Annotated in this window: 11 protein-coding genes; 8 read left to right on the forward strand and 3 right to left on the reverse strand. The window is 57.9% G+C overall.

Annotation, left to right across the window (positions count from 1 at the left end; translation table 11 throughout):
- Positions 1 to 3: 3 nt before the first annotated feature.
- Genes ftsH through ggt form a run of 3 tightly spaced genes read right to left on the reverse strand, consistent with a single transcriptional unit; the run spans position 4 to position 3,959 of the window.
- Complete coding sequence (gene ftsH / locus KZO34_RS16280; RefSeq protein WP_219477915.1) at positions 4 to 1,911, reverse strand: ATP-dependent zinc metalloprotease FtsH; 1,908 nt, start codon at positions 1,909 to 1,911, stop codon at positions 4 to 6.
- Entirely contained in the window at positions 1,908 to 2,156 is a 249-nt protein-coding gene (locus KZO34_RS16285) for a thiamine-binding protein (RefSeq protein WP_219477916.1), read from the reverse strand. Before KZO34_RS16285 ends, ftsH begins: the two co-directional genes overlap by 4 nt.
- Positions 2,157 to 2,195: 39 nt before the next feature.
- The gene (gene ggt / locus KZO34_RS16290) at positions 2,196 to 3,959 is read right to left on the reverse strand and encodes a gamma-glutamyltransferase (RefSeq protein WP_219477917.1); all 1,764 of its coding nucleotides are present in this window, start codon (positions 3,957 to 3,959) and stop codon (positions 2,196 to 2,198) included.
- A gap of 143 nt (positions 3,960 to 4,102) precedes the next feature.
- Here ggt and purU point away from each other — a divergent pair, with 143 nt between their 5' ends.
- The 8 genes from purU (at position 4,103) to rpsA (ending at position 15,819) form a co-directional block, all read left to right on the forward strand.
- Complete coding sequence (purU, locus tag KZO34_RS16295) at positions 4,103 to 4,957, forward strand: formyltetrahydrofolate deformylase (protein ID WP_219477918.1); 855 nt, start codon at positions 4,103 to 4,105, stop codon at positions 4,955 to 4,957.
- 126 nt (positions 4,958 to 5,083) lie between these two features.
- Positions 5,084 to 7,693, forward strand: a complete 2,610-nt coding sequence (gene gyrA, locus KZO34_RS16300) for a DNA gyrase subunit A (RefSeq protein ID WP_219477919.1) — start codon at positions 5,084 to 5,086, stop codon at positions 7,691 to 7,693.
- Between the two features lie 51 nt (positions 7,694 to 7,744).
- A complete protein-coding gene (gene serC, locus KZO34_RS16305) occupies positions 7,745 to 8,827 on the forward strand; it encodes a 3-phosphoserine/phosphohydroxythreonine transaminase (RefSeq protein WP_219477920.1) in 1,083 nt (360 codons plus the stop codon).
- Between the two features lie 2 nt (positions 8,828 to 8,829).
- Positions 8,830 to 9,927, forward strand: coding sequence for a prephenate dehydratase (gene pheA, locus KZO34_RS16310; RefSeq protein ID WP_219477921.1), 1,098 nt, complete (start codon positions 8,830 to 8,832; stop codon positions 9,925 to 9,927).
- A 35-nt stretch (positions 9,928 to 9,962) separates the two neighbouring features.
- Complete coding sequence (gene hisC, locus KZO34_RS16315; protein ID WP_219477922.1) at positions 9,963 to 11,096, forward strand: histidinol-phosphate transaminase; 1,134 nt, start codon at positions 9,963 to 9,965, stop codon at positions 11,094 to 11,096.
- A complete protein-coding gene (locus KZO34_RS16320) occupies positions 11,089 to 13,317 on the forward strand; it encodes a bifunctional prephenate dehydrogenase/3-phosphoshikimate 1-carboxyvinyltransferase (RefSeq protein WP_219477923.1) in 2,229 nt (742 codons plus the stop codon). The genes hisC and KZO34_RS16320 overlap by 8 nt, the downstream gene beginning before the upstream one ends.
- Positions 13,317 to 13,997: a (d)CMP kinase gene (gene cmk / locus KZO34_RS16325; RefSeq protein ID WP_219477924.1), complete on the forward strand. Its 681-nt coding sequence runs from the start codon at positions 13,317 to 13,319 to the stop codon at positions 13,995 to 13,997. The genes KZO34_RS16320 and cmk overlap by 1 nt, the downstream gene beginning before the upstream one ends.
- A 130-nt stretch (positions 13,998 to 14,127) precedes the next feature.
- A complete protein-coding gene (gene rpsA / locus KZO34_RS16330) occupies positions 14,128 to 15,819 on the forward strand; it encodes a 30S ribosomal protein S1 (RefSeq protein ID WP_219477925.1) in 1,692 nt (563 codons plus the stop codon).
- Positions 15,820 to 15,908: the final 89 nt, after the last annotated feature.

Below are 15,908 nucleotides of genomic sequence, written 5' to 3' on the forward strand. Positions count from 1 at the left end.
CCGTCAGGCAATTTTCCGCGCGTCTTCCTTTCGAAGCACCTCTTCGATCTCTTCGGCGGAAAGGGTCTCCTGCTTCAGAACAGCCTTTGCCAGGGCCTCCAGTTGCTGCCGGTGTTCCGTCAGGAAGTCGATGGTCGCTTTTTCCAGGGCCAGGAGTTGTGACTGGATTTCAGTATCAATCAGCTCAGCCATTTTCTCGCTGAACTCCCGGGGCAGCCCCATTTCCCGGCCCAGGAAAACGTGCTCCTCGCCAATGCTCAGCCCCAGTGGGCCAATCTTTTCGCTCATACCCCATTGCCCGATCATCCGACGGATCAGGGTGGTCGCCTCTTTGAGATCGTTCTGGGCACCGGTGCTCACTTCGCCATAGATCAGCTTTTCCGCGGACCGGCCACCCAGCATCACCTTGATCCGGTCTTTCAGGTAACTCTCGGTGTAGTTGTACTGATCGTCTTTCGGGGTTTGCTCGGTCACCCCCATGGCCATGCCATGCGGGATAATGGTGATTTTCGTCAACGGATCAGCCTTGGGCATGTAGTAGGCCATGATCGCGTGTCCGCACTCGTGGTAAGCCACCGCTTCCCGTTCTTCCTTCGAAAGATGAGCGTCCCGTTCTTCGCCAAGAATGATGCGATCCCGGGCCAGTTCAAAGCAGTGGGCATTGACCTCGTGAAGGTTTTCCCGGGCCGCTGTCAGCGCTGCTTCGTTCACCAGGTTCTTCAGGTCGGCACCGGAAAAGCCAATGGTGCGAGCCGCTACCTGATCAAGGTCCACATCCGCGGCTAGCGGCACCTTTCGCACATGCACCTGAAGGATTGCCCCGCGGGCCTCCTTGTGGGGACGATCCAGAGTGATCTTGCGATCGAACCGTCCCGGTCTCAGTAGCGCGCTGTCCAGGACGTCCGGGCGGTTGGTGGCAGCGAGAACCAGAATATTCTCGTGGGGTTCGAAACCGTCCATTTCGGTGAGTATCTGGTTCAGGGTCTGTTCCCGCTCATCGTGCCCACCGCCAAGCCCGGTGCCCCGGGAGCGGCCGATGGCGTCAAGTTCGTCTATAAAGATCAGCGCTGGCGGGTCCTTGCGGGCGTTCTGGAACATGTCACGCACCCGGGCCGCGCCGACACCGACGAACATCTCGATGAATTCCGAAGCGCTGATGCTGAAGAAAGGCACTTCCGCCTCGCCGGCGATGGCCCGCGCCAGTAAGGTTTTACCGGTGCCTGGTGGCCCGACCAGCAGAACGCCTTTGGGCATTTCCGCACCCAGTGCCCGGTATTTCTCCGGGGATTTCAGAAAATCGATGATTTCGCTGATTTCCCGCTTTGCTGATTCAATGCCCGCGACATCGTCCAGTGTGGTGGTTGAGGTTTCCTTCCGGGCGAGGCGAGCCTTGGATTTGCCATAGTCAAACGGGCCGCCGCCTTGTGTCATGCGCTTCTGGGCCGCGCCCCAGAACCAGAACATAAGAGCCAGGAGCAATATCCAGGGCAGGAAGCCGCGAATCATCTCCTGCCACCAGGGCAGCCCCGAGGGCGTGGCCCTGATGGTAATGTCGTACTCCTCCAGCAGTGGCAGCAAGGCTGGGTCTTCCATCGGCGGGCGGATGGTATGAAACCCGGTACTGCTGGCCTGGGCGGATCTGTCCGAGCTGAAGGATGCCGCGCCGCTGTCCGTGAACTGCCCGGTGATACTTTCCTCCATCAGAGTGACTTCCGCCACCTCACTGCTCACCACCGCCGTCTTGAACTCGGAGTAGGCCAGTTCCTGCAGCTTGGGCTGACCGCTATCCTGAAGCCAGAGCACCATCAGGAAGATGGCCGCACTGAGCCACAGGAAGGAATACTGGTTTGGAATAGCCGGCTGTTGGTTGTCCGACGGTTTACGGTTTTCGGGCTCGTTGGGCGCTGTCATTTCGGTCTCCGGTCACCCTCCATGATTTTCGCCACAAAAACGGATTTTCCATAGGTTTCGAAGGACCACTTCATGGTGTCCGATAGCACCTTCATGACTTCGTCGTACTCCCCGAAAAGCTCGGTGCTCATGCGCCCTGGATACACCTCCAGCCCGGTTTTCTCCAAACGGGCGATGAGGTCCCAGATCGGTTGTTTGTAATCGTCTTTGAGCGGATAGCAGCTCAGTTGAACAGACAGGAACATACTCGCCTCCATGGTCAGTATTTCAGTTGCCCGGCAGTGTCAGTAGCCCCGGGCCGAAGACGTGCTTCGCCTCGGATCGGCGCCACCATACAACGTGCCGTCCCTACCAATCATAATACTCTGAATGGCGCCCATGGCCGAATCCGTCACTACGGTATGGCCACGCCCCTCCAGCAGTTCGATGGTGTCCGGGCTGATTCCCTGTTCGATCCGAATCTCGTCCGGCAACCACTGGTGATGCACGCGGGGCGCGTTGACGGCTGTCTGGATGTTCATTCCATGATCGACCACATTCATGATCACCTGCAGCGTGGTGGTGATAATCCGGGACCCCCCCGGGCTGCCGGTAACGAGGAAATTCTTGCCGTCTTTCTTGACGATCGTTGGTGACATGGAACTGAGCATGCGTTTGCCCGGTTCCACCTTGTTGGCTTCGCCGCCGATCAGGCCGTAGGCGTTCGGTACGCCGGGTTTGGCGCTGAAGTCGTCCATCTCATTGTTGAGCAGGAAGCCGGCCCCCTTAACGGTGATGCCCGAACCATAGCTGAAATTGATGGTATAGGTGTTGGACACGGCATTGCCCCATTTATCCACGACCGAAAAATGGGTGGTTTCCGGGCTTTCATAGGCCGCCGGCCGTCCCGGACTGATCTCGCTGGCTGGCCGGGCTCGGTCCGGATCAATGCTGCCACGAAGTTCTTCGGCGTAGTCCTTGCTGGTCAGGCCCGGCAGGGGAACCTCCACGAAATCGGTGTCGCCGAGATATTCGGAGCGATCTGCATACGCCAGCTTCATGGCCTCAGCCATCAGGTGAAGGGTGTCTGCGGAGTTGTGGCCGGATTCGCCGATCGGGTAGCCCTCGAGAATGTTCAGTATCTGGATAATGTGGGTACCGCCGGAAGAGGGCGGGGACATGGAGTAGATGTCGTATCCCCTGTAGCTGCCATGCACCGGCTCCCGAACCACGGGTTGATAGGCTTTCAGATCCTCTTCGGTAATCAGGCCGCCATGGCGCTCCATCTCCTCCGCGATCAGTTCGGCTGTTTTGCCCTCGTAGAATCCCTTTACTCCATCGACGGCGATTCGGTGCAGGGTTTTAGTCAGGTCGGGCTGGCGGAAGAGGTCGCCGGGCTGGTACGCGGTGCCGTCTGCCTTATAAAAGGTGTCGAGGGTGGCGGGCCAGCGCTCGAGGCGCGACCGCGCGGATTCCAGACCTTCCGTGAACCGCTTGGGCACCGTGAATCCGTCGCGGGCCAGTCTGATAGCTGGGGCCAGAGCCTCCTTGAGCGAGAGTGTGCCATGGCGTTCAAGCGCCAGTGCCAGTCCGGCGACTGTGCCCGGGACGCCAGCGGCCAGGTGGGTGAAGCGGCTCCGGTTTTTAACCACCTCGCCGTTGTTATCCTGAAACATGGTTTCGGTGGCGGCGGCCGGCGCCTGTTCCCGGTAATCAATGGCCTCCGGGGCACTGCCATCACCCTTGGCGATGAGCATGAAGCCGCCGCCGCCAATGTTCCCGGATCGGGGCTGGGTCACGGCGAGGGCGAATCCTGCGGTTACGGCGGCGTCTATGGCGTTACCGCCGTCTTTCAGCACCTGCAGGGCGACCTCGGTTGCCAGGGCGTGGCTGGTTGCGACCATGCCGTGCTGGGCAACGACCGGATGAAAGCGTTCGCCCTCGAGAATGGCCTGACCGGATGCCGGAATTGCTGCAGTGATCGAGAGGATAAAGGCGATGACGCGCAGGCCGCCTGAGCGTGTCCTGAGGCGGGTCTTCCGTGTTTGCCGCTGAGGGGCGCTGTCCATGATTCTGTTCCTCGTTTCTGACGTCGAGATAGGCTATGATAGCCGGTCATTTTAATAGGTGCGTAACGTCAACCTGTCGAGTTTCCGCCAGTGATTCCCCTGCGCACCTGCTTTCCCGGATTTTAGTTGAAGGAAAGGCTTCCATGGAGCATACCTATCGTCTTGTGATTTCCTGCCCCGACCGGGTCGGAATTGTCGCCAAGGTGAGTAATTTTCTGTCCACCTACAATGGCTGGATTACCGAGGCGAGTCACCATTCGGATACCCACACCGGCTGGTTCTTCATGCGCCACGAGATCAAGGCCAGTTCCATTCCCTTTGGCCTTGACCAGTTCCGTGCGGCGTTCGAGCCCATTGCCCGCGAATTCGACATGAACTGGCACATCGCGGATTCGGCCCAGCCCAAGAAAGTTATTCTCATGTGCAGCAAGGAATCCCATTGTGTGGCCGACCTGCTGTACCGCTGGCACAGCAAGGAAATTAATGCCGAGATCGTAGCGGTGATTTCCAACCACGACGATCTTCGCCGTATGGTCGAATGGCATGAAATTCCCTATCACCATGTGCCGGTGAGCAAGGAAAACAAGGCCGAGGCGTTCGCCCATATCGACGAACTTTTCCAGCAGTACGATGCCGATGTGGTCGTTCTGGCCCGTTACATGCAAATCCTTCCCGCCGAGCTTTGCGCCCGGCATGCCGGCAAGGTCATCAATATCCACCACAGCTTTTTGCCCTCATTTGCCGGGGCCCGCCCGTATCACCAGGCCTACAGCCGGGGTGTGAAGCTGATTGGTGCGACCTGTCACTACGTGACTCAGGATCTGGACGAAGGGCCGATCATTGAGCAAGACGTCATTCGCATCACCCACAGCGATTCCATTGAAGACATGGTGCGCCTGGGCAAAGATGTGGAGAAGAACGTGCTGGCACGTGGCCTGCGGTCTCATATCGAGGATCGCGTGATCACCTATGAAAACAAGACCGTGGTGTTTGATTGAGGCCGTCTCACAGTTGCCCCGGTGCGGGTGCGATTGTGGTAGACTTGGCGGCTTGTTGAAGAATAACTAGGGGGCCCGGAAACGGCCCTGACACGACTTCCAGATAACGCAAAGGAACCTTTCTCGATGGGTGAGTTAGCCAAAGAGATCCTGCCGGTAAATATTGAAGATGAGCTAAAACAGTCCTACCTCGACTACGCCATGAGCGTCATCGTTGGCCGGGCTCTGCCGGACGTGAGGGATGGCCTCAAGCCGGTACACCGGCGGGTTCTGTTCGCCATGTCCGAACTGAACAACGACTGGAACAAGGCCTACAAGAAATCCGCCCGTGTGGTGGGTGATGTTATCGGTAAATACCACCCTCACGGTGACTCTGCGGTCTACGACACCATCGTTCGTATGGCTCAGCCGTTTTCTCTCCGGTACCCGCTGGTCGATGGTCAGGGTAACTTTGGTTCCATCGACGGTGATAACGCGGCAGCCATGCGTTACACCGAGATCCGGATGGAGAAGGTCGCGCACTCGCTGCTGGCGGATCTTGAGAAGGAAACGGTGGATTATGTCGATAACTACGACGGCACCGAGCGTATTCCTGATGTGTTGCCGACCCGGGTTCCCAATCTGCTGGTCAATGGTTCTTCCGGTATTGCCGTCGGTATGGCGACCAATATTCCTCCCCACAACCTGACCGAGGTGGTTAACGGTTGTCTGGAACTGATCAATAACCCGGACCTGACCGTCGACGAGTTGATGGAGTTTATTCCCGGTCCGGACTTTCCGACGCAGGGCATCATCAATGGTCGCGCCGGCATCGTTGAGGCGTATCGCACCGGCCGTGGCCGCATTTACATCCGTGCCCGCCATGAAATTGAGCACGACAACAAGACTAATCGCGATGCGATCATCATCACCGAGCTGCCGTACCAGCTGAACAAGGCACGGTTGATCGAGAAGATCGCCGAGCTGGTGAAAGAGAAGCGTCTTGAGGGCATTTCCGAACTCCGGGACGAATCCAACAAGGAAGGCATCCGGGTGGTGATCGAGTTGCGTCGCGGTGAGAACCCGGACGTTATCGTCAACAACCTGTTTGCCCAGACGCAGCTTGAAACCGTGTTTGGTATCAACATGGTTGCGCTGATCAATGGTGAGCCGAAGACCCTCAACCTGAAGGAAATGCTGGATGCGTTCGTGCGTCACCGCCGTGAAGTGGTGACCCGCCGGACCATTTTCGAGCTGCGCAAGGCAAGGGAGCGGGGTCACATTCTCGAAGGTCTGACCGTTGCCCTGGCGAACATCGATGAAATCATTGAGCTGATCAAGGCTTCGCCGTCGGCGACGGAAGCCAAAGAAAAGCTGATGGACAAGGGTTGGTCACCCGGTGATGTTCTGGCCATGCTGGAACGCGCCGGTGAGGACGCGTGCCGGCCGGACGACCTGCCGGAGATCTATGGCCTGCGTGAAGGGTTGTATCACCTGTCGCCGGAGCAGGCCCAGGCCATTCTGGACTTGCGTCTGCATCGCCTGACGGGTCTGGAAACCGAGAAGCTGCAGAACGAGTACAAGGAAATCCTGGACAAGATCGCTGATCTGCTGGACATTCTGGGCGATCCGGACCGCCTGATGCAGGTCATTCGCGAGGAACTGGAAGCCATCGTGACCGAATTCGGTGACGAGCGCCGCACCGAAATCACCAGCTCTCGCCGCGACCTTACTATCGCGGATCTGATCGACGAAGAAGACCTGGTTGTGACGATTTCGCACAGCGGTTACGCGAAGACCCAGGCCGTTGAAGACTATCAGGCCCAGCGCCGTGGTGGTCGAGGCAAGGCAGCTACGTCCATGAAGGATGAGGATTTTGTCGAAAAGCTGCTGGTGGCCAACTCCCATGACACCATTCTGTGCTTTTCCAACCGCGGCAAGGTCTACTGGCTGCGGGTGTTCGAAATCCCCCGTGCCAGCCGTGCGTCCCGCGGTCGACCGATGGTGAACATCCTGCCGCTGGACGAGGGCGAACGGATCACTACCTTCCTGCCGGTCCGCGACTATCCGGAAGACCAGTTTGTACTGATGGCGACCTCTGCCGGCGTGGTCAAGAAAACCCCGCTGCCCAACTTCTCCCGCCCCCGGAGCAGCGGTTTGATCGCCCTGTCCCTGGATGAAGGTGACACGCTGATTGGCGCCGCCATTACCGAAGGCGATGCCGAGGTTATGCTGTTCTCCACCGCCGGCAAGGCCGTCCGCTTCAATGAGGAAGCGGTGCGCCCGATGAGTCGGACGGCCCGCGGTGTTCGCGGTATCAAGATGCCGGAAGGGCACCACGTTGTTTCCCTGATTATTCCCCAGGAAGACGGTGTGATTCTGACCGCCAGTGAAAACGGCTACGGCAAACGGACCGCGATTGATGAGTTCCCGACCTACGGCCGGGGCAGTCAGGGCGTCATTGCGATGCAGTGTTCCGAGCGGAACGGCAATCTGGTGACGGCACTGCAGCTGTTCGATGGCGATGAGATGATGCTGATCTCCGACAAGGGCACGCTGGTAAGGACCCGTACCGATGAGGTCTCGGTTCTGAGCCGGAACACCCAGGGTGTGCGTCTGATCAAGCTGAGCCAGGAAGACGAACGCCTTGTAGGTGTGGAGCGTATTGCCGAAACCGACGATGAAGAAGTCGACGGTGAAGAAGGCGCGGATGTCTCCGGTGAAAGCAGCCCTGAAGAGGGGGCCGGCGAGGAATAAGCCGGCACTGCCACAAGACTGAATCAGTAAGACTTGAGAGATCACAGGATCATGAGTAGGGCGTATAACTTTTGTGCAGGCCCGGCAACCTTGCCGGAACCCGTGCTGCAGCAGGCACGCGAAGAGATGCTGAATTGGCGCGGTACCGGCATGTCTGTGATGGAAATGAGTCATCGCAGCGACGAGTTTGTGCAGATTGCCGAAGCTGCTGAAAAGGATTTTCGTGAATTGGCTGGCATATCAGATGATTACGCCGTACTTTTTATGCAGGGCGGAGCTTCGAGTCAGTTTGCCACCATCCCGCTCAATCTCCTGGGAGAGAAGACGTCTGCGGATTATGTGAATACCGGGATCTGGTCCAAGAAGGCGATTGCCGAAGCAAAGCGCTATGGCAACGTGAATGTGGTTGCAAGCTCGGAAGAATCCGGTTTTACCACCATTCCGGATGTTTCCAGCTGGCAGCTCGATGCCGATGCCGCGTATCTGCACTATACGCCGAACGAAACCATCGGTGGTCTGGAGTACGACTTCATTCCAGATAGCGGCAACGTTCCGTTGGTGGCGGACATGTCATCTACCATGCTGTCGCGCCCGATGGATTTCTCGAAATTTGGTCTCATCTACGCCGGCGCCCAGAAAAACATCGGTCCGTCCGGACTGGTCGTCGTGGCTATTCGTAAGGATTTGCTCGGCAAGGCCCGCCAGGAAACGCCGACAATGATGAACTACCAGGTCATGGCCGATAACGATTCCATGTACAACACCCCGGCGACTTATTCCTGGTATCTCGCCGGGTTGGTGTTCCAATGGCTGAAAGGTCAGGGTGGCGTGGAAGCCATGGGCCGGATCAACCACCGCAAGGCGACGAAGTTGTACGACTTCATTGATGCCAATGATTTTTACGCCAACCCCATCGATCCCCGTTTCCGTTCCTGGATGAACATTCCGTTTACCCTGGCGGACGATGCACTCAATGGCGACTTCCTCAAAGGTGCGGATGCCCGTGGCTTGCTGAACCTGAAGGGGCATCGCTCCGTTGGTGGCATGCGCGCCAGCATCTACAACGCCATGCCGGAAGCAGGCGTTGATGCCCTGATCCAGTACATGGCGGAATTTGCCAGGGAGCGTGGCTAAGCATGAGTGACGAGCAAATTCGCCTCGGCGAGCTTCGGGACGAGATCGACAGCCTTGATCAGCAGATTATGGATCTGATCAGTGCCCGGGCCCGCTGTGCCCAGGAAGTGGCGCACGTCAAAATGAACTCCAATCCGCAGCAGGATGTCTTCTTCTACCGCCCTGAGCGGGAAGCGCAGGTACTTCGCCGCATCAAGGAGCAGAATCCCGGCCCGCTGTCTGCGGAAGAAATGGCGCGACTGTTCCGTGAGATCATGTCGGCGTGCCTGGCATTGGAAAAACCGATGCACATCGCGTTCCTCGGCCCGGTGGGGACGTTCACTCAGGCCGCGGCCCTGAAACATTTTGGCCACTCTGTGATCAGTGTGCCGCTGCCGGCGATTGATGCGGTCTTTCGGGAGGTGGAGTCGGGCGCCGCTCACTACGGGGTGGTGCCCGTCGAGAACTCTACCGAGGGAATGATCAACCATACCCTGGATATGTTCATGTCGTCGCCGCTGAAAATATGTGGTGAGGTTCAGCTGCGAATTCATCATCACCTGCTGGTGTCGCCGAAACACAAGGATCAGGAAATCACCCGGATCTACTCCCATCAGCAATCCTTTGCCCAGTGTCGTCAGTGGTTGGACACCCATCGCTATGGTATTGAGCGCATTACGGTGTCCAGCAATGCCGAGGCAGCTCGGCGCGCGGCGGAAGAGTCTGGCGCAGCGGCCATTGCCGGCGATATGGCGTCGGAACTCTACGGTCTGGAAAAGCTGGCGAGCAGCATTGAAGACCGTCCGGACAATACCACGCGATTCCTGATTATCGGCCGTGAGGAAGTTCCGGCAAGCGGGCACGATAAATCCTCGATTCTGGTCTCGATGCGCAATAAACCCGGTGCTCTCTACCAGCTTCTGGAGCCATTCCACCAGCACGGTATCAGTCTGACGAGGATCGAAACGCGACCCTCGCCCAGCGGTACCTGGGCGTATGTCTTTTACATCGATTTTGAAGGGCATATGGAAGACGAGCCGGTCCGTAATCTGTTGGCGGAAGTGGACGATGAGGCGGTCGAACTCAAGCGGCTGGGTTCCTATCCGATTGGTGTGCTCTAGGTTCGCGGTGTTCAGGCAAAGAACGAGGTAAGGCTATGGCGATTGATTACCAGAGCCTGGCAGTGAAAGGGGTTCAGGCGCTGTCCCCCTACCAGCCGGGTAAACCGATTGACGAACTGGCCCGAGAACTGGGCCTGAATCCGGCCGAAATCGTCAAGCTGGCGAGCAACGAGAACCCTCTGGGGCCCAGTGATACAGCCCTTGCCGCGGTCAGGGAGGCGCTGCCTGAGCTGTGCCTGTATCCCGATGGCAATGGATTTGACCTGAAGCAGGCACTGGCAGCCCGATTCGACGTCGGTATGGATCAGATTACTCTGGGTAACGGGTCCAACGATGTGCTGGAAGTGATTGCCCGCTGTTTTGCGGACCGGGACTCGGAAGTCATCTTTTCCCAATATGCGTTCGCTGTTTACCCTCTGGTGACTCAGGCCATCGGTGCCAGGGGTGTATCGGTGCCTGCGAAGGAATGGGGGCATGATCTTGATGCCATGGCTGCTGCGGTGAACGATTGCACGCGCCTGATTTTCGTCGCGAATCCGAATAACCCGACCGGTACGGTGCACGAAGCCGGAGCCATCGAAGCGTTCCTGGAAAAGATTCCTGCCCATGTTCTCGTGGTTCTCGACGAAGCCTATTGCGAGTACCTCCAGGGTGATCAATACCCCGATGGCGTTGAACTCCTGAGCCGGTTCCCTAATCTCATCGTCTGCAGGACCTTCTCCAAGGCCTGGGGTTTGGCAGCGCTACGGGTCGGCTACGCCATCTGTTCACCGGCGATTGCCGATATTCTCAACCGCGTTCGTCAGCCGTTCAATGTTGATACGCTGGCCCTGGCGGCGGCAACCGCGGTGTTGGACGATGAAGATTACCTGGAGCGTTCCCGCGCAGTAAACGCCGCGGGCCTTCAACAGTTGGAGCAGGCGTTCGATCGGCTTGGCCTTGGCTATATTCCGTCAGCCGGTAATTTTGTTGCCGTTGATGTCGGTGAGCGGGCCCAGGAAATCTATCAGTCACTCCTCGCCCATGGCGTCATCGTCCGCCCGGTTGCCGGTTACGGCATGCCGGACCATCTGCGAGTATCGGTTGGGTTGCCCGAGGAGAACGCACGATTCATCGAAGCTCTGGAACAGTCGCTGAAATCGGCGGGGCAGGGAGCCGCGGGTGTCTGATCAGCAGCCCGTTTTCGAGCGTGTCGCGATCATCGGCCTTGGCCTGATTGGCGGTTCCCTGGCCTGCGCCATCCGGCGTAACGGGTTGGCACGGGTCGTCGTTGGGGCGGATAAGCGTGCCGACGAGCTCGCTCTTGGCCGAGAGCTGGGTATTATTGATGAAGCAGCCGTCTCGATAGAAGCCGCAGTAAGAGGCAGTGATCTGGTGGTTCTGGCGGTACCGGTTCGGGCAACGCGGGCTGTGCTGGCGGAAATACAGCCCTGGCTTGGCAAGGACGCCGTGCTGACCGACGTCGGTAGCACCAAGTCCAGTTTTGTTTCCGATGTGCAGGCTGTCTTCGGTGAACTGTCGCCGCAGGTTATTCCCGGCCATCCCATTGCCGGTTCGGAGAAAAGCGGTATCCGGGCGGCCAATCCGGATCTGTTTGCCCGGCACAAGGTTATTCTGACGCCGGGCGATCAGGCCAGTCCGACCGCCCTGGCGAGTTTAAAGAGCCTCTGGGAAGGTTGCGGTGCCACCGTGCTGACCATGTCGGTGGCCTATCACGATGAAGTTCTGGCGGCGACCAGTCACCTCCCGCACCTGATTGCCTTCTCCCTGGTGGATACCCTGGCCGGTGAAGATGAGAACATGGACATCTTCCGTTACGCTGCCGGTGGTTTCCGCGATTTTACCCGGATTGCTGCCAGTGATCCGGTCATGTGGCACGATATTTTTCTCTCGAACCGGGATGCAGTGCTCCGGGTGATTGATCATTTTACCCATGATCTTGATCAGCTGCGTGAGGCAATTGCCAATCAGGACAGCGCTACGTTGCTGCGGGTTTTCAGTCGCGCCAAGGCGGCGCGGGAACACTTTTCAAAGATGCTTTCAGGACAGTCTTACGTGACAAACAACAGTGAGAAACAGGTAACGTTCCGTCTTCAGCCCGGCGGCGCCGTTTCCGGCGATATCCGGGTTCCGGGTGATAAATCCATGTCCCACCGTTCGATAATGCTGGGCGCGCTGGCGGATGGCATCACCGAGGTGAAAGGCTTTCTGGAAGGCGAAGACAGCCTCGCCACCCTGCAGGCATTCCGGGATATGGGCGTCACCATTGAGGGGCCTGATGACGGGTTCGTGCGTATTCACGGTGTTGGCGTCAATGGGCTGCAAGCGCCTCGTGGCCCGCTCTACCTGGGCAACTCCGGCACCGCCATGCGTTTGTTCGCCGGGTTGTTGGCGGCGCAGCCGTTTGATTCCGAGCTGACGGGTGATGCCAGCCTTTCAAAACGTCCGATGGGGCGCGTGGCGGATCCGTTGCGGGCCATGGGTGCCGTAATCGACACGGCCGAGGGCGGTCGACCCCCCATGAAAATTCGCGGTGGTCAGCGCCTGACCGGTATTCATTACGAAATGCCGGTCGCCAGCGCGCAGGTGAAATCCTGTCTGTTACTGGCCGGCCTTTATGCCGAAGGCAGCACCTCTGTAACCGAACCGGCTCCGACTCGTGATCACACCGAGCGCATGCTCGCGGGCTTCGGATACCACGTGCATCGCGATGGCGCGACGGCCAGCGTCAGTGGCGGCGGAGAACTCGCAGCCACCAATATTGACGTCCCGGCGGATATCTCTTCCGCGGCGTTTTTCCTGGTTGCCGCCAGTATCTCACCCGGCTCTGACCTTGTGCTCCGACACGTGGGAATGAACCCCACTCGAGTAGGGGTGATTAACATTCTACGCCTGATGGGCGCTGATATTGAGGTGCTGGATGAGCGCGAGATCGGTGGCGAGCCGGTTGCGGACCTGCGCGTTCGGGCGGCAGAGCTCAAGGGTATCGATATTCCCGAGGATCAGGTACCGCTGGCGATTGACGAGTTTCCGGTGCTGTTTATCGCAGCAACCTGCGCGAAGGGTCGCACGGTACTGCGCGGCGCGGAAGAGCTGCGGGTGAAGGAGAGTGATCGGATTCAGGTGATGGCCGATGGGCTCGCTGCGCTGGGTGTCGAAACCACGGTGACGCCGGACGGCATTGTTATTGAGGGTGGTCAGTCCATGGGTGGTGGGACGGTCAACAGTCACGGAGATCACCGAATTGCCATGTCCTTCGCGGTGGCATCGCTGCGGGCGAAGGGCGAGATTGAAGTCACGGATTGCGCCAATGTGGCCACATCGTTTCCGGGGTTCGTGGAGCTGGCCCGTAACACCGGGATTCATATTTCAGCCGAGGGGGAGGAGTAATGTCGGGGGGCGAAGCGACAGTCATTACCGTCGACGGCCCTGGCGGGTCCGGTAAAGGCACGATTACCCAAATGCTGGCAAAGAAACTCGGATTTCATCTTCTGGACAGTGGGGCGCTCTACCGGTTGACTGCCCTCGCGGCGATGCGCCAGGCGGTGTCCCTGGATGATGAGGCCGGCCTGGTTGGTGTTGCGGCCTCCCTGGATGTGGCGTTCGAGCCGACGCCGGCTGGAGAACCGGCGAAAGTGGTTCTGGCGGGGGAGGATGTAACCTCGGAAATCCGGACCGAGACCTGTGGTGACAATGCCTCGCGGGTTGCCGTTATGCAGCCGGTTCGCGATGCGTTGTTGCAGCGGCAACGGGATTTCCGGAAGCCGCCCGGGCTGGTTGCCGATGGCCGCGACATGGGCACCGTCGTTTTTCCAGATGCACCGGTCAAGATTTTCCTGACCGCCAGTGCCGAGGAGCGTGCCCGAAGACGATTTAGCCAGTTGAAGGACGCGGGTGTCGATGTTAACATTGATGCCCTTTTAGAGGAGATACGGGTTCGTGACGAACGGGATATGAACCGTTCCGCAGCCCCTCTCAAGCCTGCAGATGATGCGCAAGTCATTGATTCTACGGGTTTGAGTATAGAAGAGGTGTTAGACAGGTGTATGGCCGCAGCAGGTCAGGCCTGACTGCACCTTTTCGTCGTTGAAATGCCGGATATGGCGTTATCGGCCAGCCACTGGCCGTATCCGGACATGACTAACAGACCGTGTTGCTGGTAGCACGGAGTAAACTTGCGTTGATCACATAGGACACATAATGAGCGAGAGCTTTGCGGATCTTTTTGAAGAAAGCCTGAAAGAAATTGACATGCAACCGGGTTCCATCGTCCAGGGAACCGTAGTTGACGTCGACAGCGACTGGGTCACCGTTAACGCCGGACTGAAGTCCGAAGGCGTTATCCCCGCCTCCCAGTTCCTCAACGAAAAAGGCGAGTTGGAAATTGCTATCGGCGACGTTGTCGATGTAGCTCTCGATGCTGTTGAAGACGGCTTCGGGGAAACCCGTCTGTCTCGTGAGAAGGCCAAGCGTGCCGAAGCCTGGAAGGTACTGGAAAAGTCCTTCGAAGCGGAAGAAGTTGTTAAGGGTGTTATCAATGGCAAGGTCAAGGGTGGTTTTACCGTCGATCTGGCCGGCATCCGCGCCTTCCTGCCCGGCTCTCTGGTAGATGTTCGTCCGGTCCGCGATACCGCGCACCTGGAGAACAAAGAACTCGAGTTCAAGGTTATCAAGCTGGACCAGAAGCGTAACAACGTGGTTGTTTCCCGCCGCGCCGTTCTGGAAGCTGAAAACAGCGCTGAGCGTGAAGCTCTGCTGGAAACCCTGACCGAAGGTATGGAAATCAAAGGTATCGTCAAGAACCTGACCGACTACGGCGCGTTCGTAGATCTGGGCGGGGTTGACGGCCTGCTGCACATTACCGATATGGCCTGGAAGCGCATCAAGCATCCGAGCGAAATCGTGAATGTGGGCGATGAGATCAGCGTCAAGGTTCTGAAGTTTGATCGTGAGCGTAACCGTGTATCGCTCGGCCTGAAGCAGCTGGGTGAAGATCCCTGGGTTGATATCAAGGGTCGCTACCCGGAAAACAGCCGGGTCAAGGCGCGCGTTACCAATCTGACCGATTACGGCTGCTTCGCGGAGCTGGAAGAGGGTGTTGAAGGTCTGGTTCACGTTTCCGAAATGGATTGGACCAACAAGAACATCCATCCGTCCAAAGTCGTGCAGGTTGGCGACGAAGTGGAAGTGATGATTCTGGATATCGACGAAGAGCGTCGTCGTATCTCCCTGGGTATCAAGCAGTGCGTTTCCAACCCGTGGGAAGATTTCTCCAGCAATTTCAACAAGGGCGACCGTATCTCCGGTAAGATCAAGTCAATCACTGACTTCGGTATCTTCATCGGTCTGGACGGTGGCATCGACGGTCTGGTTCACCTGTCTGACATCAGCTGGAACGAGACTGGCGAAGAAGCGGTTCGTGAATACAAGAAGGGTGACGAAGTTGAAACCGTTATCCTGTCTGTTGATCCGGAGCGCGAGCGTATCTCCCTGGGTATCAAACAGCTCGAGAGCGATCCGTTCGCCGAGTTTGTTCAGCTGAACGACAAGGGCTCCATCGTTAAGGGCACTGTCTCTGCTGTTGATGCCAAGGCTGCGACCATCGCCCTGAACGACGAAGTTGAAGCCGTACTGAAGGCCTCAGAAATCAGTCGTGACCGTGTTGAAGATGCACGCAACGCGCTGAAGGAAGGCGAAGAAGTCGAAGCGAAGATTATCAGCATCGATCGCAAGAACCGCATCATCAACCTGTCTGTTAAGTCCAAGGATGTCGAGGACGACAAGCAGGCACTGGAAGGTGTGCGGGCCAAGGCGGCTGAATCTTCTGGTGCGACCACCATTGGTGATCTCATCAAAGAGCAGATGCAGCAGCAAAACGCCAACAAAGATTGATATCTTAGGTTGGTAAGAAAAAAACGGGCTCTAAGAGCCCGTTTTTTTTGTGTTTTTTTTTGGTTTGGCTAAACTGGTAGTCATGAGAG

The organism is Marinobacter sp. F4206, assembly GCF_019392195.1.
Classification (GTDB): Bacteria; Pseudomonadota; Gammaproteobacteria; order Pseudomonadales; family Oleiphilaceae; genus Marinobacter.